Source organism: Streptomyces sp. NPDC043738 (genome assembly GCF_056436545.1).
Genome location: NZ_JBWKCJ010000016.1, coordinates 123,317 through 141,232, shown reverse-complemented (window position 1 = coordinate 141,232; position 17,916 = coordinate 123,317). Strand labels below are relative to the sequence as shown.

Annotated in this window: 18 protein-coding genes; 2 read left to right on the top strand and 16 right to left on the bottom strand. The window is 72.2% G+C overall.

Going from position 1 to position 17,916, the window contains the following annotated elements; all coding sequences use genetic code 11:
* Nucleotides 1–5: 5 nt before the first annotated feature.
* Nucleotides 6–1,859: a glycoside hydrolase family 35 protein gene (locus AC0680_RS21805; RefSeq protein WP_478631174.1), complete on the bottom strand. Its 1,854-nt coding sequence runs from the start codon at nt 1,857–1,859 to the stop codon at nt 6–8.
* Nucleotides 1,860–2,064: 205 nt separating this feature from the next.
* Complete coding sequence (locus tag AC0680_RS21800; protein WP_478631173.1) at nt 2,065–3,309, bottom strand: MFS transporter; 1,245 nt, start codon at nt 3,307–3,309, stop codon at nt 2,065–2,067.
* Between the two features lie 161 nt (nt 3,310–3,470).
* Between AC0680_RS21800 and AC0680_RS21795 the strand changes: the two genes are divergently transcribed.
* On the top strand, nt 3,471–4,400 hold the full coding sequence (locus AC0680_RS21795; RefSeq protein WP_478631171.1) for a LysR family transcriptional regulator: 930 nt from the start codon (nt 3,471–3,473) through the stop codon (nt 4,398–4,400).
* A 79-nt stretch (nt 4,401–4,479) separates the two neighbouring features.
* Here the strand turns inward: AC0680_RS21795 and AC0680_RS21790 are convergent, their stop codons facing one another.
* The 14 genes from AC0680_RS21790 to AC0680_RS21725 form a co-directional block, all read right to left on the bottom strand.
* Entirely contained in the window at nt 4,480–5,259 is a 780-nt protein-coding gene (locus AC0680_RS21790; protein ID WP_478631169.1) for a sirohydrochlorin chelatase, read from the bottom strand.
* A 5-nt stretch (nt 5,260–5,264) separates the two neighbouring features.
* Complete coding sequence (locus AC0680_RS21785; RefSeq protein WP_478631167.1) at nt 5,265–6,215, bottom strand: ABC transporter permease; 951 nt, start codon at nt 6,213–6,215, stop codon at nt 5,265–5,267.
* Nucleotides 6,202–7,029 carry an ABC transporter ATP-binding protein gene (locus AC0680_RS21780; protein ID WP_478631165.1) on the bottom strand — a complete coding sequence of 276 codons (828 nt, stop codon included), beginning with the start codon at nt 7,027–7,029 and terminating at the stop codon, nt 6,202–6,204. The genes AC0680_RS21785 and AC0680_RS21780 overlap by 14 nt, the downstream gene beginning before the upstream one ends.
* A gap of 37 nt (nt 7,030–7,066) precedes the next feature.
* A complete protein-coding gene (locus tag AC0680_RS21775; RefSeq protein WP_478631163.1) occupies nt 7,067–8,170 on the bottom strand; it encodes an aliphatic sulfonate ABC transporter substrate-binding protein in 1,104 nt (367 codons plus the stop codon).
* 224 nt (nt 8,171–8,394) lie between these two features.
* Nucleotides 8,395–9,738 carry a sulfate adenylyltransferase subunit 1 gene (locus AC0680_RS21770; RefSeq protein ID WP_478631160.1) on the bottom strand — a complete coding sequence of 448 codons (1,344 nt, stop codon included), beginning with the start codon at nt 9,736–9,738 and terminating at the stop codon, nt 8,395–8,397.
* A 2-nt stretch (nt 9,739–9,740) separates the two neighbouring features.
* Nucleotides 9,741–10,691, bottom strand: a complete 951-nt coding sequence (cysD, locus tag AC0680_RS21765; RefSeq protein WP_478631159.1) for a sulfate adenylyltransferase subunit CysD — start codon at nt 10,689–10,691, stop codon at nt 9,741–9,743.
* Nucleotides 10,688–11,221, bottom strand: a complete 534-nt coding sequence (cysC, locus tag AC0680_RS21760) for an adenylyl-sulfate kinase (RefSeq protein WP_384486513.1) — start codon at nt 11,219–11,221, stop codon at nt 10,688–10,690. The genes cysD and cysC overlap by 4 nt, the downstream gene beginning before the upstream one ends.
* Nucleotides 11,222–11,244: 23 nt before the next feature.
* Entirely contained in the window at nt 11,245–11,934 is a 690-nt protein-coding gene (locus tag AC0680_RS21755) for a phosphoadenylyl-sulfate reductase (RefSeq protein WP_384439913.1), read from the bottom strand.
* Nucleotides 11,931–12,119, bottom strand: a complete 189-nt coding sequence (locus AC0680_RS21750) for a hypothetical protein (RefSeq protein WP_478631155.1) — start codon at nt 12,117–12,119, stop codon at nt 11,931–11,933. Before AC0680_RS21750 ends, AC0680_RS21755 begins: the two co-directional genes overlap by 4 nt.
* A gap of 39 nt (nt 12,120–12,158) precedes the next feature.
* On the bottom strand, nt 12,159–13,880 hold the full coding sequence (locus tag AC0680_RS21745; RefSeq protein ID WP_478631154.1) for a nitrite/sulfite reductase: 1,722 nt from the start codon (nt 13,878–13,880) through the stop codon (nt 12,159–12,161).
* Between the two features lie 215 nt (nt 13,881–14,095).
* Nucleotides 14,096–14,179 (bottom strand): putative leader peptide, encoded by an 84-nt coding sequence (locus AC0680_RS21740; RefSeq protein ID WP_352300790.1) that lies wholly within the window; start codon nt 14,177–14,179, stop codon nt 14,096–14,098.
* Between the two features lie 92 nt (nt 14,180–14,271).
* Nucleotides 14,272–14,874, bottom strand: coding sequence for a GNAT family N-acetyltransferase (locus AC0680_RS21735; RefSeq protein ID WP_478631153.1), 603 nt, complete (start codon nt 14,872–14,874; stop codon nt 14,272–14,274).
* Nucleotides 14,875–15,032: 158 nt separating this feature from the next.
* Nucleotides 15,033–15,710, bottom strand: coding sequence for a class F sortase (locus tag AC0680_RS21730; RefSeq protein WP_478631151.1), 678 nt, complete (start codon nt 15,708–15,710; stop codon nt 15,033–15,035).
* Nucleotides 15,711–15,867: 157 nt separating this feature from the next.
* Nucleotides 15,868–17,157, bottom strand: coding sequence for a helix-turn-helix domain-containing protein (locus tag AC0680_RS21725; RefSeq protein WP_478631149.1), 1,290 nt, complete (start codon nt 17,155–17,157; stop codon nt 15,868–15,870).
* Between the two features lie 267 nt (nt 17,158–17,424).
* On the opposite strand from AC0680_RS21725, the gene AC0680_RS21720 reads away from it, so the two are divergent.
* Nucleotides 17,425–17,853 (top strand): hypothetical protein, encoded by a 429-nt coding sequence (locus AC0680_RS21720; RefSeq protein ID WP_478631147.1) that lies wholly within the window; start codon nt 17,425–17,427, stop codon nt 17,851–17,853.
* Nucleotides 17,854–17,916 lie beyond the last annotated feature (63 nt).

Genomic DNA, 17,916 nt, shown 5'->3' with positions numbered 1-17,916 from the left:
CTTCCTCAGCCGATATCGGGCGTCGACCGTACTTCGATCCCGTCGCCCGTCCGCTCCATCTCCAGCACGACGAGTTCGTTCCGGCCTCGCCGCCACAGATGGCTTGGTGCGTAGAGGGTGACCTGCGGTCCCAGGGACCAGTACCGGCCGAGTGCGAATCCGTTGAGCCAGACCATGCCCTTGTCCCAGCCGGGAAAGGCGAGGAAGCCGTCGGCGGGGGTCTCGACATGGACCCGGGCCCGGTGGAACGCGGGGCCGGTCGGGGTGCTTCCGCTGCCGAACTTCAGCGGTGAGAGATCGTCCAGGGGCAGTCGGCGGATCTCCCAGTCGCGCAGTTCTTCGTCGTCGAGGAGGACCTGTCCGCTGATGCCCTTGGGGTCGTTCAGGCCCTGGCCGAAGTTGACCCGCCCGGTGGGGTCGACCAGCAGATCGAGGGTGCTGGCGGCACCGGAAGCGGTGAAGTCGACGGTGTGGGCCGGCTGGTTGCGGTCGAAGGTGCCGATGCGCCGGCCGTCGCCGTACACCAGCGCACGGTCGCCGAGTCCCGTGATCCGCAGGCGCCTGGTGCCCTGCGGCCCGCGCACCCGGGTGCGGTAGTGGATCAGTCCGTGCGCTTGCCCGAGGGCCTCCATGTGGACGGGGGCGGCACGGCGTACGGGGGCGCCGCTCAGTACGTCGAGGGCCTGCATCAGCGGTACGGACTCGCGGACGGTGACCTTCTGGGCCGGCATCCGGCGCGGTGTGGCCGGCAGGGGCGTGTGCGGCAGCGTGGTGTATTCGGCGAGCACCTCGCGCACCTTGTGGAACTTCTCGGTGAGTTCGCCGGATTCGCTGATCGGGGAGTCGTAGTCGTAGCTGGTGACGGTGGGCTGGTAGGCGCTGCCGTGCAGATTGGCCCCGGCGGACCAGCCGAAGTTCGTTCCGCCCACCGCCATATAGAAGTTGATCGACCCTCCTGCTTCGAGGATCTTTCGTACGTCGCCGGCGGTCCGCGCCGGGTCGGTGGTGTGGTGCCGCTCTCCCCAGTGGTCGAACCAGCCGTCCCAGAACTCCGTGCAGAACAGGGGCTTGCCCGGCTGGAACCTGCGCAGCTCCGCGAAGGGCCCGGTGGGGTCCCCGGCGAAGTTGACGGTGGACAGCAGGTCGGGAAGGCTGCCGGCCTCGAGCGCCTCCTGGGTGGCTCCGTTGGAGCAGAACAGCAGGCTGTCGATGCCCTGCGCCCGCATGGTGTCCCGCAGATGCTCCAGGTGTGCGTGGTCGTCGTCGTAGCTGCCGTACTCGTTCTCGACCTGCAGGGCGATGACGGGCCCGCCGCGGGTGGCCTGCAGATCGACGAAGCGGGGGAGCAGTTCGGCGAACCAGGTGTCGACGGCTCGTTCGTAGGCGGGGTCGGAGCGGCGCAGCGGCGCGTCCTTGTCCTTCAGTAGCCAGGCGGGCAGACCGCCGAAGTCCCACTCCGCGCAGATGTACGGCCCCGGTCGCACGATCACCTTCAGCCCGGCCTCGTCCGCGGTCCGGACGAAGGCGGCGACGTCGCGCCATCCGGTGAAGTCGGGCTTCCTCTCGTACGGTTGGTGGAAGTTCCAGGCGACGTAGGTCTCCACCGTGTTCAGGCCCATGGCGCGCATCCGCAGCAACCGGTCCCGCCAGTCCTTGGGATGCGTTCTGAAGTAGTGGAAGGCGCCCGAGAGGATCCGGAACGGCTCCCCGTCCAACAGGAATTCGGTGCCGCGGACGGTCAGTCCCCGCGGGCTCTCGGCCTGGGCGAGGGTGGTACGGCCGCTGCCCAGGGCGACACCCACCGACGCGGCGCCCACCATGGCCGCGCTCACGAATCCACGTCGGCTGAACTGCGTCATCTCTGCTCTCCTCGACTCGATCGGTCGTCGTCCAAGGTGCGAACATGTTCAGCGGTGCGCGTTTCTGTGCATTGAGAGTGTTGTGTAGAACAGAAAGGAACACAAGGGTTCGTGGTGGAGCGCGGTGGCCGGCTCCTCATACGCAAGAGCGCGTGCGGCAACCGGTATCTGCTGCCGCACGTGCTGTCGGGTCCGCGGGCCGAGGTCAGGTCGGGACCGGTGCCGGTTCCCCTTCGTGCCGTGGTGCGGTGTCGCGGCGGGGGAGGAGGAACGGCGTGACCAGGAGGAGGAGACCGGCGAGGGCGATCGCGGTGCGGGGGCCGGTGAGGCCGGCCAGCAGGCCCCACAGCCCGGTCAGGGCCGCGGTGGCGGCCTTGCCGGTGACCGACCACGCGGACAGGGTGCGGGCGACCTGGTCCGTCGCGGTGCGCTCCAGCCGATAGGTGGCGTACACCGTGTTGAACACGCTCGAGCAGGTGATCAGCCCGAGTTCGACGGCCATGACGAGCGCCATCCCGGCGGCCCCGGGGCCGACGAAGGCCAAGCCGAGCGACCAGCAGGCGCGCAGCGTCCCAGAGGTCAGCATCACCGTGCGCTGCCCGAACCGCGCGACGAGCCGGCGGGCCAGCCGGGCGCCGATCAGGCCGCCGACGCAGGGCACCGCGAAGGCGAGGCCGTACTGCCAGGGGGCGAAGCCGAGGCGGCCGAGCATGAGGACGGCGAGCAGCGGCATGGTCGCCATGATCAGCGCGTTGACCAGGGCCGTGTTGAACAGCAGCGGACGCAGTGTCGGGTGGGCGAGCACGTATCGCCATCCTTCGAGCAGGCCGCCGGCCCGGCGGCGCGGCGCGGCGGTGCGCGCGGGGCGTGGCTCGCTGCCGCCGATCGCGCGGATCCCGGCCGCCGAGAGCAGATAGCTCACGGCATCGGCCACCACGGTCGCCATGGGGCCGAGCAGTCCGATCGCGGTCGTGCCGAGCGGCGGACCGAGCAGGGTCGTGGTCCACGTCGTGCCCTCGAACCGCCCGTTCGCGACGAGGAGATCCTCCTGCGGTACGAGCGACTTCAGGTACGCCCCACTGGCCGCCCTGAAGGCGATGTCGGCCGCGGCCACGACGACCGACACGACCACGAGCTGGGCGAAGCCGAGGCGGCCGAGCGCGTGCGCGGCCGGGATGCTCAGCAGCGCCGCGAACCGGGCCAGGTCCATTCCCACCATCACCGGCCGCTTGCGGCGGAACTCCACCCACGGCCCGAGCGGCACCGCCACCACCGCCCCCACCGCCAGCCCCGCGGCGGCCAGCGCCGACACCTGTGCCGGCCCGGCGTGCAGCACCAGGATCGCGATCATGGGGAACGCGTCGAACGCGAGCCGGGTGCCGAACGCACTGACCGCGTACGCCGCCCACAGCCACCCGAAACTCCGCCCCAGCGACCTCTTTGCCCCCATGCCCAGCCCCCTGGCCGTCGCCCTCACCCAACCCGGACAACCTCGCGTTGCCGAGACGTATCCAAGCCAGGGGCAGGCCCGCCGATCAAACAACCGCTGTACGTGGTGGAGTACAACCATGCGTTGTACGCAGAGGTGGAGCCGGCCCTATGGTGGTCGGCGTGAATCTCGATGCCGTGCGCACCTTCGTCGCCGTCGCGGACGCGGGGCAGTTCCAGGAGGCCGCCGCCCACCTGTCGATCACCCAGCAGGCCGTCTCCAAGCGGGTCGCCGCGCTGGAGGGGGACCTCGGGGTGCGGCTGTTCACGCGTACGGCGCGCGGAGCCCGGCTCACCATCGACGGACAGGCGTTCCTGCCGCACGCCCGCGACCTCCTGCGGGCCGAGGAGCGGGCCGCCGCCTCGGTGCGCCCCGGCAGTCGCGCGCTGCGCGTCGACGTGATCGGGCGGCAGCTGGCCCCCGCGGCGCTGCTGCGCGACTTCCACCGCACGCATCCCGGCACCGCACTCGACGTCGTGACCCTCTTCGACGCCGACGCGGCCCTCGCCGCCGTCCGGTCCGGCACGATCGACGCGTCCTTCCGCGCCATCACCCAGCCCACGCGGCAGCTCCCCGACGGCATCGAGGCCGCCCGGGTCCTTCATGAGCCCCTGCAACTCCTCACCGGGCCGGCCCACCAGTTCGCCGCCGCCCGTTCGGTCGCCCCCGCCCAGCTCGCCGGCCACCGGATCTGGATGCCCGGCCTCGTCACCGGGACCGAGTGGGCCGTCTACTACGACGACCTCGCCGCCGCGTTCGGCCTCACCATCGAGGTGACCGGCCCCGACTTCGGCACCGAGCCGCTGCTCGACACGATCGCCGGCTCGGCGGTGCTGGCGACCTTCGTCGGCGAGCAGACCCGCCTGGTCTGGCCCGCCGACTGCGACCTGCGGCGCATCGCCCTGCACGACCCGACACCGGTCTACCCCCACTCGCTGATCTGGCGCGGCGACAACCCGCACCCCGCGCTCCGCACGCTCCGCGACTACCTCGGCGCCAGGCGTCCCGGCCCGCACGACGCCGGGACGTGGCGACCGGAATGGGCGCAGTGACCCCCACCGGTACCGGTCCGACCCCCGTACCGGGGCCGGGGCCGGAGGCCGAAGTCCCGGCGCCCCGGGCGCGGCGCGCTCAGGCGATCAGTGCCGGCAGCTCACCGCGGACGCCGGCCAGGACCGACTGGTCGTAGCGGCGCAGCACCAGCCGGGCCAGTTCGGGAGCGGCGCCGAGGACGGGGGCGAGGACGTCGGCGCGGGCCTCCCGGGCACCGGCGGCGATCCGGTCCGGGAGGAAGCCGGGGGCGATGACGTACGGGGCGACGGCCACCCGGTGCACGCCCTCGGCGCGCAGTGCCCGTACGGCGTCGGCCGTGCGGGGAAGAGATGCGGAGGCGAACGCAGGTCGCACGGCACACCAACCAGCGGTGCGCCGCCACTCCCGCGCGATTTCAGCGATCACTGCGATCGCCTCCGGGTCCGAAGAGCCCGCCGAGGCCAGTACGACCCCGGTCGAGCGGCGGTCGCCGGGCCGCAGCCCGGCTTCGGCCAGCCGGCGCTCCAGCGCACCGGTCAGGAGGGGGGACGGGCCGAGCACCTCGGCCTGGCGGACGGTCAGCAGGGGCAGCCGCGCGGCGGCCTCACGCAGCACCGACGGGATGTCGGCCTTGGCGTGGAACGCGCGGGTGAGCAGGAGCGGCAGCGCCACCACATCCCGTACCCCGTCGGCGGCCAGGCGCTCCAGCACCCGCGGCACCCGGGGCGCGTTGAAGTCGAGATGGCCGACCTCGACGCGCAGCCCCGGCCGCAGCGTCCGTACCCGCGCGCAGAGCGCGGAGACGGTCGCCGCGTGCCGCGGGTCGCGGCTGCCGTGGGCGACGACGACGAGCGTGGGGGAGGCGGGGCGGATGTCCATGGCTCTTAGCTCTTCACCAGCAGGCCGCGGCTGCGCAGCACCCGCCGCTCGATCGGCGCGAAGATCAGCAGCTCGATGCCGATGCCGACGATCAGGATCAGCAGGATCGCGCCCAGCACCCAGGACATGTCCTGCAGTTCGCGTCCCTGCTCCAGCAACTGCCCCAGACCGGTGCCCAGATCGGGCGCGTTGACGATCAGTTCGGCGGCCATCAGCGAGCGCCAGGAGAACGCCCAGCCCTGCTTGAGTCCGGCGATGTAGCCGGGCAGCGCGGCCGGCAGCAGCACATGACGCACCCCGGCCAGGCCCGTCGCACCGATGGTGCGGCCCGCCCGCAGATACAGCGGGGAGATCTGATCGACGCCCGCCACCAGGCCGTTGGCGATGGACGGGACGGCGCCCAGCAGCACCACCGCGTAGATGGTGGCGTCGCTCAGCCCGAACCAGATGATCGCCGCCGGGACCCAGGCCACCGAGGGCAGCGACTGCAGACCGCTCAGGATCGGGCCGATCGCGGCCCGTACGGCCTTGACCTTGGCGACGATCAGGCCGAGGACCGTACCCAGGGCGACCGAGGCCAGGAAGCCCAGGGCGCCGCGGGAGACGCTGGTCCACACGAAGTTCAGCAGGGTGCCCTCGAGCCACTTCTGCTGCAGCGAGCGGGCGACGTCCACGGGACTTGGCAGCAGGTAGTGCGCCTTGAGCTCGAAGTGGTAGGCCAGCTGCCACAGCCCCAGCACGATCGCGATGGCGACGAGCGGAGGCAGCGCCTTCGAGGCGGTGGTGCGCAGCCACGGCTGCCGGGCGACGACCGTGGACTCCAGCGCGTCGAGGCCGGCCTCCAGACCGGCGATGTCGCCGGAGGCGTCGCGCTTCTGGACGACGGTGGTGTCGGTGGCCGGGGCGTCGCCGGTCGATGCGGCGGCGGACTCGGCCGAGGTCTCAGTGCTGGCCATGGCGGCGGATCTCCCCACGGAGCTGTTCGGTGATCTCGATGGAAAGGTCGGCGACCGCGGCGTCCTCGATGCGGCGCGGCTGCGGGATGTGCACCCGCCACTCGCGCGCGATCCGGCCCGGCCGCGAGGACAGCAGCACCACCCGCTCGGCCAGCCGTACGGCCTCGCGGACGTTGTGGGTGACGAACAGCACCGAGAGGTTGCCGGCGGAGCCGCTGGCGTTCTGCTCCTGCCAGATGCGGGTCAGCTCGTCGTGCAGGACATCGCGGGTGATCGCGTCCAGCGCGGCGAACGGCTCGTCCATCAGCAGCAGCTGGCTGTCCTGGGCGAGCGCACGGGCCATCGCGACGCGCTGGCGCATACCGCCCGACAGTTCGTGCACCCGCTTGCCGTACGCGCCCTTGAGACGGACGAGTTCGAGCAGCCGCTCGGCCTCGTCACGGCGCTCGGCGCGCGGCACCCCGCGCAGCCGCAGCGCCAGCTCGATGTTGCGGCCCGCGGTCAGCCACGGGAACAGCGCGTGCTCCTGGAACATCAGGGCCGGCCGGCCGCCGGGCGTCTCGATGGCGCCGGCGGACGGCGCGTCGAGGCCGGCGACGAGGTTGAGCAGGGTGGACTTGCCGCAGCCCGAGGCCCCCAGGAGGCAGACGAACTCGCCGGGTGCCACATCGATGCTGATGTCGTCCAGCACATGCTGCTGTGCGCCGGTGCGGCCGAACGACTTCGAGACATGGTCGATGCGAGCCGCGTACGGCACGGTGGTGCCCGTGTCCGCCGTGGCGGGCTGCTGCTTGGTGAGCGTGGTGGTCGTCATCGGTGTCACCTCCTGGGGGAGTGCGGTGCGGTGAGGGCTACTTGCTGCCGAGGCCGGCGTCGTCGACCGGCTGCTTGCCCTCGGACTTGAGCACCTTGTTCAGCAGCGTGAGGTCGTAGATGCCCTTGAGGTCGGGCTTCTGCAGCAGACCCGCCTTGACGGCGTGGTCGGCCTCCTGCTCAAGGGTGGCGGCCAGCGGGTCGTCGGTGATGTCGACGTTCTTGAACGCCGGGTCGAGGACGCCGTTCGGCAGCGGCTTGCCGGCGACCTCCGCCAGCTTGTCGTTGAGCGCCTTCTTCGCCTCCGCCGGGTGCGACCGGATCCAGGCGTTGGTCTTCACCGAGGCGCGCAGCACGGCCTCGACGGCCTTCGGGTGCTCCTTGAGGAACTTCTGCGAGACGATCACGTTCGTGATGACGAACTTGCCGTCCTTCCACAGCTTCTTCTCGTCCAGGATCGTCTTGCCGCCCGCGGCGACCAGCTTGGACGCGGTGGGCTCGGGCACCCAGGCACCGTCGATGGAGCCCTGCTCGAAGGCGGTCGGCGTCACCTTGTTGTCGGTGCGCTGGACGGTGACGTCACCCTTGCCGGTGGTGGCATCGACCTTGTAGCCCTTGCCGGCCAGGAAGTTCAGCAGCGCCACGTCCTGGGTGTTGCCGAGCTGGGGGGTGGCGATCTTCTTGCCCTTGAGGTCGTCCAGACCCTTGACCTTCTTGGGGTCGACGACGAGCGAGACACCACCGGAGGCCGAGCCCGAGATGATCTTCAGGCTCTTGCCCTGCGACTTGGTGAAGCCGTTGATCGCGGGGGAGGGGCCGATCCAGCCGATGTCGATGGCGCCCGAGTTGAGCGCCTCGATCTCCGCGGGGCCCGCGTTGAAGGTGGCGGGCTTGACCGCCGTGCCGCCCAGTTCCTTCTGGAACAGGCCCTTCTGGAGGCCGATCAGGGGGGTGGCGTGCGTGGTGTTGCCGAAGTACCCGATCTTGACCTGATCGAGCCCGTCGGTCTTGGCGCCCTTGGGGGCGACGCCGGCGGACGTTTCCTTCTTGGCCTCGGAGCCGTAGCCGCAGGCGCCCAGCGCGCCGATCAGGAGCGGGACGGTGGCGGCGGCCGCCAGCAGGCGGTGTCGAACGGCAGACACGGGAGGAGTTCCTCTCGGAGGGCCGGGGCAGTCCGCGCCCGTACTAAGGCGCGCCCGGCGGAGCTATGGATCTTCGGAAGGGAGGCGTGGGGGGTACGGAGTCGTGCATCGTCAGCACACACATCGGCCGACTCCGCCCTGACCGCTCCCTAGGGCGCCGCTGCCGATGCGGCCGCCCTCCTTCGCGAAGGTCGAGAAGATGTCCTGGGTCGTCTCGGGCATGGTCAGAAGTCCCATCCCTCGTCGTCCGCCGCCGTCGCCGGTGCGGCGTCCGCGGCCGCCTCGGCGAAGGCGGTGCCCGCCATCCCCGCGGTCAGCGTCGTGCCGTCCGCCGGGTCGATCAGCAGGAACGAGCCGGTGCGGCGGGAGTCGGCGTAGGCGTCCAGGGCCAGCGGCTCGGCCGTACGGACCACCACCCGCCCGATGTCGTTGGCGGCCAGCTCACCGGGCGCCGGGTGCTGGGAGAGATCGTCCAGCGTCAGCCGGGACGGGATGTTCTTGACGATCGCCTTGACGGTACGGGTGGTGTGCTTGAGCAGCACCCGCTGGCCGACGGTCAGCGGACGGTCCGCCACATGGCAGACCGTCGCCTCGATGTCCTGGGAGACGGCCGGGGCCGCGGCGGTCGGCGCGATCAGGTCGCCGCGCGAGATGTCGATGTCGTCGCTCAGGCGCACGGTCACCGACTGCGGTGCCCAGGCGACGTCCACGGCCTGGCCGAGCGCGTCGATCGCCTCGATGGTGGTCGTACGGCCCGAGGGCAGCACGGTGACGGCGTCGCCGACGCGCAGCACGCCGGAGGCGATCTGGCCCGCGTAGCCGCGGTAGTCGGGGTGCTCGGCGGTCTGCGGGCGGATCACGTACTGGACCGGGAAGCGGCCGGGGTCGTCCGACGGGTCGGCGACGACCGGCACGGTCTCCAGGTGCTCCAGCACGGTCGGGCCGCCGTACCAGTCCATGTTGGCCGACGGCGACACGACGTTGTCGCCGGCCAGCGCCGAGATCGGGATCGCGGTGATCTCCGGGACGCCCAGCGAGGCCGCGTAGGTCGTGAACTCCTCGGCGATGGCGGCGAAGACCGGCTCGGCGTAGTCGACCAGGTCCATCTTGTTGACCGCGAGGACGACATGGGGGACGCGCAGCAGGGCGGCGACCGCGGCGTGCCGGCGGGTCTGCTCGACCACGCCGTTGCGGGCGTCGACCAGCACCACGGCGAGCTCGGCGGTGGAGGCGCCGGTGACCATGTTGCGGGTGTACTGCACATGCCCGGGGGTGTCGGCGAGGATGAAGCGGCGCCGCGGGGTGGCGAAGTAGCGGTAGGCGACGTCGATGGTGATGCCCTGCTCGCGCTCGGCGCGCAGCCCGTCGGTCAGCAGCGCCAGGTCGGGCGCCTCCTGCCCGCGGCCCAGAGAGGCCCGCTCGACGGCCTCCAGCTGGTCGGCGAGCACCGACTTGGAGTCGTGCAGCAGCCGTCCGACCAGGGTGGACTTGCCGTCGTCGACGGAGCCGGCGGTGGCGAAGCGCAGCAGTGAGGTGGCACCCGCGTCCACGGTGTTGATCGTGCTCATGGTTAGAAGTACCCCTCGCGCTTACGGTCCTCCATGGCGGCCTCGGACATCTTGTCGTCCGCCCTCGTCGCGCCCCGCTCGGTGAGCCGGGACGCGGCGATCTCCGCGATCACGGCCTCGATGGTGTCGGCGTCGGAGTCGACGGCACCGGTGCAGGACATGTCGCCGACGGTGCGGTAGCGCACCTGCCGGACCTCCAGGCTCTCGCCGTCCTTGGGGCCGCCCCACTCGCCGGGCGCCAGCCACATGCCGCTGCGGGCGAACACCTCGCGCTGGTGGGCGTAGTAGATGGCGGGCAGTTCGATCTTCTCGCGGGCGATGTACTGCCACACGTCCAGCTCGGTCCAGTTGGACAGCGGGAAGACCCGGACGTGCTCGCCGGGCGAGTGGCGGCCGTTGTAGAGCTGCCACAGCTCGGGGCGCTGCCGGCGCGGGTCCCAGCCGCCGAACTCGTCGCGCAGCGAGAAGACCCGCTCCTTGGCGCGTGCCTTCTCCTCGTCCCGGCGGCCGCCGCCGAAGACCGCGTCGAAGCGGTTGCTGTCGATGGCGTCCAGCAGCGGGACGGTCTGCAGCGGGTTGCGGGTGCCGTCGGGGCGCTCGCGCAGCTCGCCGCGGTCGATGAAGTCCTGTACGGAGGCGACGTGCAGCCGCAGGCCGTGCCGCTCCACGGTGCGGTCGCGGTAGTCGAGGACCTCGGGGAAGTTGTGCCCGGTGTCGACGTGCAGCAGCGAGAAGGGGATCGCGGCGGGCGCGAACGCCTTGAGCGCCAGGTGCAGCATGACGATGGAGTCCTTGCCGCCGGAGAAGAGGATCACCGGCCGCTCGAACTCGCCCGCCACCTCGCGGAAGATGTGCACCGCCTCGGACTCCAGGGCGTCCAGGTGCGACAGCGCGTACGGGTTGTCGCCTCCGGGCTCGCCGCCGGTCTCGGTACGAACGGTCGCGGTGGTCACGCCAGTCCCCTTTCGGTCAGCAGCGCATGCAGCGCCGCCGCGGACTCCTGCACGGTCTGGGTGTGCGACTCGATGCGCAGATCGGGCGATTCGGGCTGCTCGTAGGGGTCGTCCACGCCGGTCAGACCGGAGATCTCGCCGGCCGCCTGCTTGGCGTACAGCCCCTTCACATCCCGCTCGGAGCACACCTCCACGGGCGTGGCCACATGCACCTCCAGATACGCGGTGCCCTCGTTCTGGTGGCGCCCCCGCACCGCCTCGCGGCTGTCCGCGTACGGCGCGATCACCGGCACCAGCGCTTTGACGCCGTTGCTCGCCAGCAGCTCGGCCACGAAGCCGATGCGCTGGACGTTGGTGTGCCGGTCCTCGCGGGTGAAACCGAGGCCCGCGGAGAGGAACTCGCGGATCTCGTCGCCGTCGAGCACCTCGACGCGGTGGCCCTCGCCGCGCAGCCGGTCGGCCAGCTCGCGCGCGATGGTCGTCTTGCCCGCGCTCGGCAGTCCGGTCAGCCAGATCGTGGCGCCCGTCATGGATATCTCCTGATGCGTCGTCATCAGTGCAGCCCGCACTCGGTCTTGTTGCTCCCGGCCCAGCGGCCGGCCCTGGCGTCCTCGCCCGCCAGCACCCGACGGGTGCAGGGCGCGCAGCCGACGGAGGCGTAGCCGTCCATCAGCAGCGGGTTGGTGAGCACGCCGTGCTCGGCCACGTAGGCGTCCACGTCGGCCTGCGTCCAGCGGGCGATCGGCGAGACCTTCACCTTCTGCCGCTTGGGGTCCCAGCCGACGACCGGGGTGTTCGCCCGGGTCGGCGACTCGTCCCGGCGCAGGCCCGTCGCCCAGGCGTCGTACCCGGTCAGGCCCTCTTCGAGGGGCTTGACCTTGCGCAGCGCGCAGCACAGGTCAGGGTCGCGGTCGTGCAGCTTCGGGCCGTACTCGGCGTCCTGCTCGGCCACCGTCTGCCGCGGCGTCAGGGTGATGACGTTGACGTCCATCACCTCGGCGACCGCGTCCCGGGTCCCGATGGTCTCGGGGAAGTGGTAGCCGGTGTCCAGGAAGACCACGTCCACGCCCGGGAAGGCCCGCGAGGCCAGGTGCGCGACGACCGCGTCCTCCATCGAGGAGGTCACGCAGAAGCGCGGACCGAAGGTCTCGGCGGCCCACTTGAGGATCTCCAGGGCGGGCGCGTCCTCCAGGTCGCGGCCCGCCTGTTCGGCGAGCTGCTGAAGGTCGGTAGCGGTGGTCACGACGTACCTCCGTCGGAAGCGGAAGGGGACTGGCCGGTGGCTCCCTGGGCCAGCAGGCCCAGGAACTTCAGCCGGAACGCGCGGCTGCAGGACCGGCATTCCCACGTACCGTGGCCCTCTTCGGAGGGACGCAGGTCCTCGTCCCCGCAGTACGGGCAGAAGAACGGCGCGGCGCGCTCACTCACCGTGCCTCCCGCTCAGCCGGGGCGCGCTCGGACGCGCGCTCACTTCAACGCACCCTCTTCGGCGCGCGCCGCCCAGGTGGCGAACCGCTCGCCCTCCTCGCGCTGTGCCTCGAAGTTGCGCAGCACCCGCTCGACGTAGTCGGGGAGCTCGTCGGCGGTGACCTTCAGGCCGCGCACCTTGCGGCCGAAGCCGGGCTCCAGGCCCAACGCGCCGCCCAGGTGCACCTGGTAGCCCTCGACCTGGTTGCCGTCGTCGTCCAGGACCAGCTGCCCCTTGAGGCCGATGTCCGCGACCTGGATGCGGGCGCAGGCGTTCGGGCAGCCGTTGAGGTTGATGGTGACGGGCTCCTGGAAGTCCGGCATCCGGCGCTCCAGTTCGTCGATGAGCTGGGAGCCCCGGCCCTTGGTCTCGACGATGGCGAGCTTGCAGAACTCGATACCGGTGCAGGCCATTGTGCCGCGCCGGAACGGCGAGGGGTTGACCTGGAAGTCCAGCGCCTCCAACTCGGCGACCAGCGCGTCGACCTGGTCCTGCTCGACGTCGAGGATGATCATCTTCTGCTCGACGGTGGTGCGCAGCCGGTCGGAGCCGTGCCCGGCGGCGAGTTCGGCGATCTTGGTGAGGGTGGTGCCGTCGACCCGGCCGACGCGCGGGGCGAAGCCCACGTAGAAGCGGCCGTCCTGCTGCTGGTGCACACCGATGTGGTCGCGCCACTTGGAGAGCGGCTGCTCGGGTGCCGGGCCGTCGACCAGCTTGCGCTGGAGGTACTCGTCCTCCAGCACCTGGCGGAACTTCTCCGGACCCCAGTCGGCCATCAGGAACTTCAGCCGGGCGCGGGTGCGCAGCCGGCGGTAGCCGTAGTCCCGGAAGATCCCGACGACACCGGCCCAGACGTCCGCGACCTCGTCCAGCGGCACCCAGGTGCCCAGGCGCTGGGCGAGCTTGGGGTTGGTGGACAGGCCGCCGCCGACCCAGAGGTCGAAGCCGGGGCCGTGCTCGGGGTGGACGACGCCGACGAAGGCGACGTCGTTGATCTCGTGGACCACGTCCTGGACCGGCGAGCCGGAGATCGCGGTCTTGAACTTGCGCGGCAGGTTGGAGAACTCCTTGCTGCCGATGTAGCGCTCGTGGATCTCGTCGACGGCCGGGGTGCCGTCGATGATCTCGTCCGCCGCGATGCCGGCGACCGGGGAACCGATGATCACTCGCGGGCAGTCACCGCACGCCTCGGTCGTGGAGAGCCCGACGGCCTCCAGCTTCTCCCAGATGGCAGGGACGTCCTCGATGCGGATCCAGTGCAGCTGGATGTTCTGCCGGTCGGTGATGTCCGCGGTGCCGCGGGCGTACTGCTCGGAGACCTCGCCGATGGCGCGCAGCTGCGCCACGGTCAGCCGTCCGCCGTCGACGCGGACCCGCAGCATGAAGTACTTGTCGTCCAGCTCCTCGGGCTCCAGGATCGCGGTCTTGCCGCCGTCGATCCCGGGCTTGCGCTGGGTGTACAGGCCCCACCAGCGCATCCGGCCGCGCAGGTCGTTGGGGTCGATCGAGTCGAATCCGGCCTTGGAGTAGATCGTCTCAATGCGTGTCCGCACATTGAGACCGTCGTCGTCCTTCTTGAACTGCTCGTTGCCGTTCAGGGGCGTGAAGTGGCCCACGGCCCACTGGCCCTCGCCGCGGTGGCGTCCGGCCTTGCGGCGGGTCGTGGCTGCGGTGCGGGCACCCCCGGCCGAAGGCTGGGGGGCATCTGGGGTGGCGGCCATGGGCGTACGTCCTTCTGGGCAGGCTCAAGGGATCGGGACCGGCGCCGGGCGCCCACGGTGACCTGCGCGGACACACCGAAGTGCGGCGCGTGGTGACGCGTCGGAGGTGGGTCTGCGGATCGTGGGGTCTCAGCGCGTCCGCGACGATGGGGACGGCGGGGTGTTCGGTGGTGCTGGGTGCTGTCCGGGGCCGATCGCCCCAGGTGGGTACAGCCTCAGCCCGTCCGACAAATGGCGCTGGACATGCGGCCGAGGTCGACGTGCCGCCGACTCACCAAGGCAATTCCAGCTCGAGACATGACGGAAGCGTGGCACGCCGCTCTCCGGCCAGTCCACCGTTATCCAGGATATGGACATCGACGTCTCGCATGGCGGGACAGTGTGGTGTCGATCACTCCCCGGCGGGGGCGTGGGGCGCGATGAGCGGTCCCGCGCCCGGCCAGGGTCCCGGGGCCGGCGCGTCGGGTTCCTCGGTCACGGTGGTGTCGTACAGCCGGAACCCCCGCCGCTGGTAGTTCGCCATCGCGTGCGCGCCGTCCAGGGAGCAGGTGTGCAGCCACACCCGCTTCGTCGGGGCCTGTCCGGGCCACCGTTCGGCCAGGTCCCAGGCCCGCTCGATCCCGTACGCCAGCAGGTGTCCGCCGATCCGGCGCCCGCGGAAGGCCGGCACGAGCCCGAAGTAGACGATCTCCACGGATCCGTCCCGGGCCGCCTCCAGCTCGATGAACCCGGCGGGCGTCCCGCGCTCGTACGCCACCCAGGTCTCCACGCCCGGCCGCCCCAGGTACTCCGCCCACCGCGCGTACGGCCACCCCAGCCGGTCGGTCCAGGCGACGTCCCCGCCGACCGCCGTATAGAGGAACCGGCTGAATTCGGGCGACGGCCGCTCGGACCGGACGATGCGGACGCCTTGCTCGGCCGGCGGCTCCTGTGCGGGGCACAGGTCGGCGCGTGCGGTCTGTTCGAGGTACCAGGTGGTGACCGAGAGGCTCATGCGGCCAGCACATCACACCGGCCCGCGGCGGCCGGATCCGGTCCGGGCGCCGGGACGGGGCACCGTCGCGTCGCGCGGCGGCGCACCATCCGGATGGTGAGACATCGGCTCACCGTGTGGACGGCGCGGTGGTGCGCTCCGCCGCCCGCCCGGCGCCGCTACCCGGTCTTCACCATCCTGGCGAAGACCACCACGTTGCCCGTGTAGCCCGAGCCCGCGGAGTACGCCCCACCGCAGGTCAGCACGCGCAGCTCGGGCCGCCCGGTGTCGCCGTAGACCTTCCGGGCGGGGAAGCGGCGCTTGTCGAAGACCCGGACGCCGTAGACCTCGAAGTCCGCGATCCGCCCGTCCTCGCGGGTCACCCGGATCGTCCTGCCCTTCTCCAGGGCGCCCAGCGAGTAGAAGACCGCCGGTCCGCTCGCACTGTCGACATGGCCGACGAGGACGGCGGTGCCGCGTTCCCCGGGAGACGCCGCTGCCTTGTACCAGCCCGCCAGATGGACGTCCGACGCCGGCGGCGCCTCGATCCAGCCGTCCTCGTCCAGGCCCAGCGGCAGCACCGGGGCGAACACCCCGATCGACGGGATCGCCACCAGCGAGGGCGCGGAACGGGGCAGTGCGGGCGGGGCGGGGCCGCCGGGCGGCGGACCACCGGCGAACAGGGAGAGCGCGGCGTCCGGCTGCGGCGGTCCGTCCGCCTCGCCGGACAGGCCGTGGCGCAGCATGCCGAACCCGACGAGACCGGCCAGCACCAGCGCGCCCCACCGGGGCCGCCGCCCGGCCGCCGGCCGCCCCTGGGCCGCTTCCGGTGTCCTCGGCGAGCCTGCCGGGCCCATCGCTCACCTCCCGCGGCCGCACGCCGGGAAGTGCGCGGCCCCGGTCGGCACGCTAGGGCGCCGCCGGAGCGGCGGCGAGCGCAGCCCGCCGAACGGGTGGCGGCGGCCCGCCGCGCTCGAGGCCCGCCGTGGCCCCGGCCGCCGGACGCAGGTCCCCTCACCCCCGCCGCGCCGCCACCACCGCCGGCGCCGTCGACTGCGGCAGCAGCTCGACGGGCCGCGGCGGCAGCAGCAGCTCCACCTCCACACCGTCGGCGAAGCGGTACGGCCGGTGCGCCAGCACGCCCCCGAGATGGCGGCGCAGGCGGGACAGCTCGGCGCGCACCGTGACCGTACGGCTCCCGTCGCCGAACAGGTCCTCGGCCAGCTCGGCGGCGCTGCGCCCCGGCGGATGCGCGGCGAGGGCGAACAGCAGCTCGGCATGGCGCGGGGTCAGCGCGTGCGACCAGCTGCCGGCCGGCCCGCTGACCGTGACCGTGGCGCCGTCGCGTCCGCTGACGTCCAGTACCACCCGGCTCGGCCCGGCCTCCGGCTCCGGTCGCCCGACCCGGATCAGCCAGCCGCCGGGCAGCGGCTCCAGGGCGCACATGCCGTAGCGCGGCAGCCACAGCGGCCCGGCCTCGGGCGCCTTGGGCAGCGCCACGCGATCCGGCGGCGTCAGGCCCGTCACGCCGACGACCCAGCCGTTGGGGTCGACGGCCAGTGCCCGCCCGCCGAGCCGCGCCAGCACCGGCGCCGCACTCGACCGCAGCCGCTCCAGGGACGTGTGGTGGCGGGTGCGCAGCTCGCCCTCCGCGAGCCGGGCGACCGTGGACACCAGGGACAGCGTCGTGGGGTGGAAGCTGTGCGCCGGTCCGCTGATGTCCACGGTGCCCAGCAGGCGCCCGTCGCGCGGGTCGTGCAGCGGTGCTGCGGCACAGGTCCACTGGTGGTGGCTGCGCACGAAGTGCTCGGCGGAGTGCACCAGTACCGGGCGGCGGGCCACCAGCGCGGTGCCGATGGCGTTGGTGCCGACGACGCCCTCCGTCCAGTCGGCGCCCTTGTCGAAGCCCAGCCGGTCGGCCATCCGCCGGACCGGAGAGCTGCCCTCCCGCCACAGCACCCGGCCCTCGGCGTCGGTGACGACCATGATCTGCTGAGCCGCGTCGGCCGTCGCCAGCAGTCCCTCGTTGAGCACCGGCAGCACCGTCGCCAGCTGCGACTTCTGCCGACGGTGCTCCAACTCTGCGACGGACAGCAGGAGTTGAGGCGGATCGCGGTCGGGGTCCACGCCGGAGCCCAGCACCCGGCGCCAGGACTCGCCGATGACCGCGCGGGGCGACTTTGGCGGTGCGCCCGATGACGCCTCGCCCGCGAGCGCGGCCTCGTGCACGGTGGCGAGGCGGCGGGCGGTCGAGCGGATGTCCCGGGCCGACCAGATGGCGCTGTGGATCGGTCTGTCGCTCACGCTGTTCTCCGTTGTGCGGTCCACCGGTCGGTGCCCATCGTGCCGTCACCAGGCCCTCCGGGAGGCGCCATTGTCCAGATCCGCCGGTGCGCACTGCAACGCACTGCAACCGTTGTGGCCTATGACGCGTAAACAGGACGCTGATCACAGCGGCCGATGGCTTCCCGCCACCGCGAGGTTCGCCGGTCACCCGTCGGAGGACCCGCCGGTGACGTCGGGATCCATCGGCCGCGGCGCGACGTCGGCACGGTGCGAGGGGGGCTCACCATGGTGGCCGCTGCTCCGCGCGTCGTGGTGATCGGAGCGAGCGAGGGGGTGCGGATCGCGCGCGCCGCCCGGCTGGCCGGTCACTACCGGGTCCCCCGGCTGCCCGCGGTCGACGTCCTGATCAGGCGTCAGCCGCCGCCCGCCGAGGGCTATGTCATCGACGGCGCCCCGCAACTGCTCGACCGGGTGGCCGGTGTCGGCGGTCTGCTGCCCGCGCTGGCCTTCGCCGACCTCGTCGTGGTGCTGCACGAAGCCGAGTGCGACGGCACGGGGGAGGCCTGCCGGGTCCTGCGGTACTACGAGGCGCGCGGGGTGCTGGCGTCCTTCCCGCCGGGCACACCCGACGGCGAGATCATCATGGCCGTCGACGCGGCGCTGCGCGGGCGCACCGCCGTGGACCCGCCCGACGACCCGACGGACCCGCCCTAGCGGGCCTTTGAGACCGGGAGCGGTGCCGAGTCGGCGCGGCACCGCTCCCCGACGGGCGCGGCG

Bases quoted from the DNA above. Each gene is read 5' to 3' on its own strand.
- AC0680_RS21805 (WP_478631174.1), bottom strand. From the start codon at position 1,859: ATGACGCAGTTCAGCCGACGTGGATTCGTGAGCGCGGCCATGGTGGGC.
- AC0680_RS21800 (WP_478631173.1), bottom strand. From the start codon at position 3,309: ATGGGGGCAAAGAGGTCGCTGGGGCGGAGTTTCGGGTGGCTGTGGGCG.
- AC0680_RS21790 (WP_478631169.1), bottom strand. From the start codon at position 5,259: ATGGACATCCGCCCCGCCTCCCCCACGCTCGTCGTCGTCGCCCACGGC.
- AC0680_RS21785 (WP_478631167.1), bottom strand. From the start codon at position 6,215: ATGGCCAGCACTGAGACCTCGGCCGAGTCCGCCGCCGCATCGACCGGC.
- AC0680_RS21780 (WP_478631165.1), bottom strand. From the start codon at position 7,029: ATGACGACCACCACGCTCACCAAGCAGCAGCCCGCCACGGCGGACACG.
- AC0680_RS21770 (WP_478631160.1), bottom strand. From the start codon at position 9,738: ATGAGCACGATCAACACCGTGGACGCGGGTGCCACCTCACTGCTGCGC.
- cysC (WP_384486513.1), bottom strand. From the start codon at position 11,221: ATGACGGGCGCCACGATCTGGCTGACCGGACTGCCGAGCGCGGGCAAG.
- AC0680_RS21745 (WP_478631154.1), bottom strand. From the start codon at position 13,880: ATGGCCGCCACCCCAGATGCCCCCCAGCCTTCGGCCGGGGGTGCCCGC.
- AC0680_RS21740 (WP_352300790.1), bottom strand. From the start codon at position 14,179: ATGTCTCGAGCTGGAATTGCCTTGGTGAGTCGGCGGCACGTCGACCTC.
- AC0680_RS21735 (WP_478631153.1), bottom strand. From the start codon at position 14,874: ATGAGCCTCTCGGTCACCACCTGGTACCTCGAACAGACCGCACGCGCC.
- AC0680_RS21730 (WP_478631151.1), bottom strand. From the start codon at position 15,710: ATGGGCCCGGCAGGCTCGCCGAGGACACCGGAAGCGGCCCAGGGGCGG.
- AC0680_RS21720 (WP_478631147.1), top strand. From the start codon at position 17,425: ATGGTGGCCGCTGCTCCGCGCGTCGTGGTGATCGGAGCGAGCGAGGGG.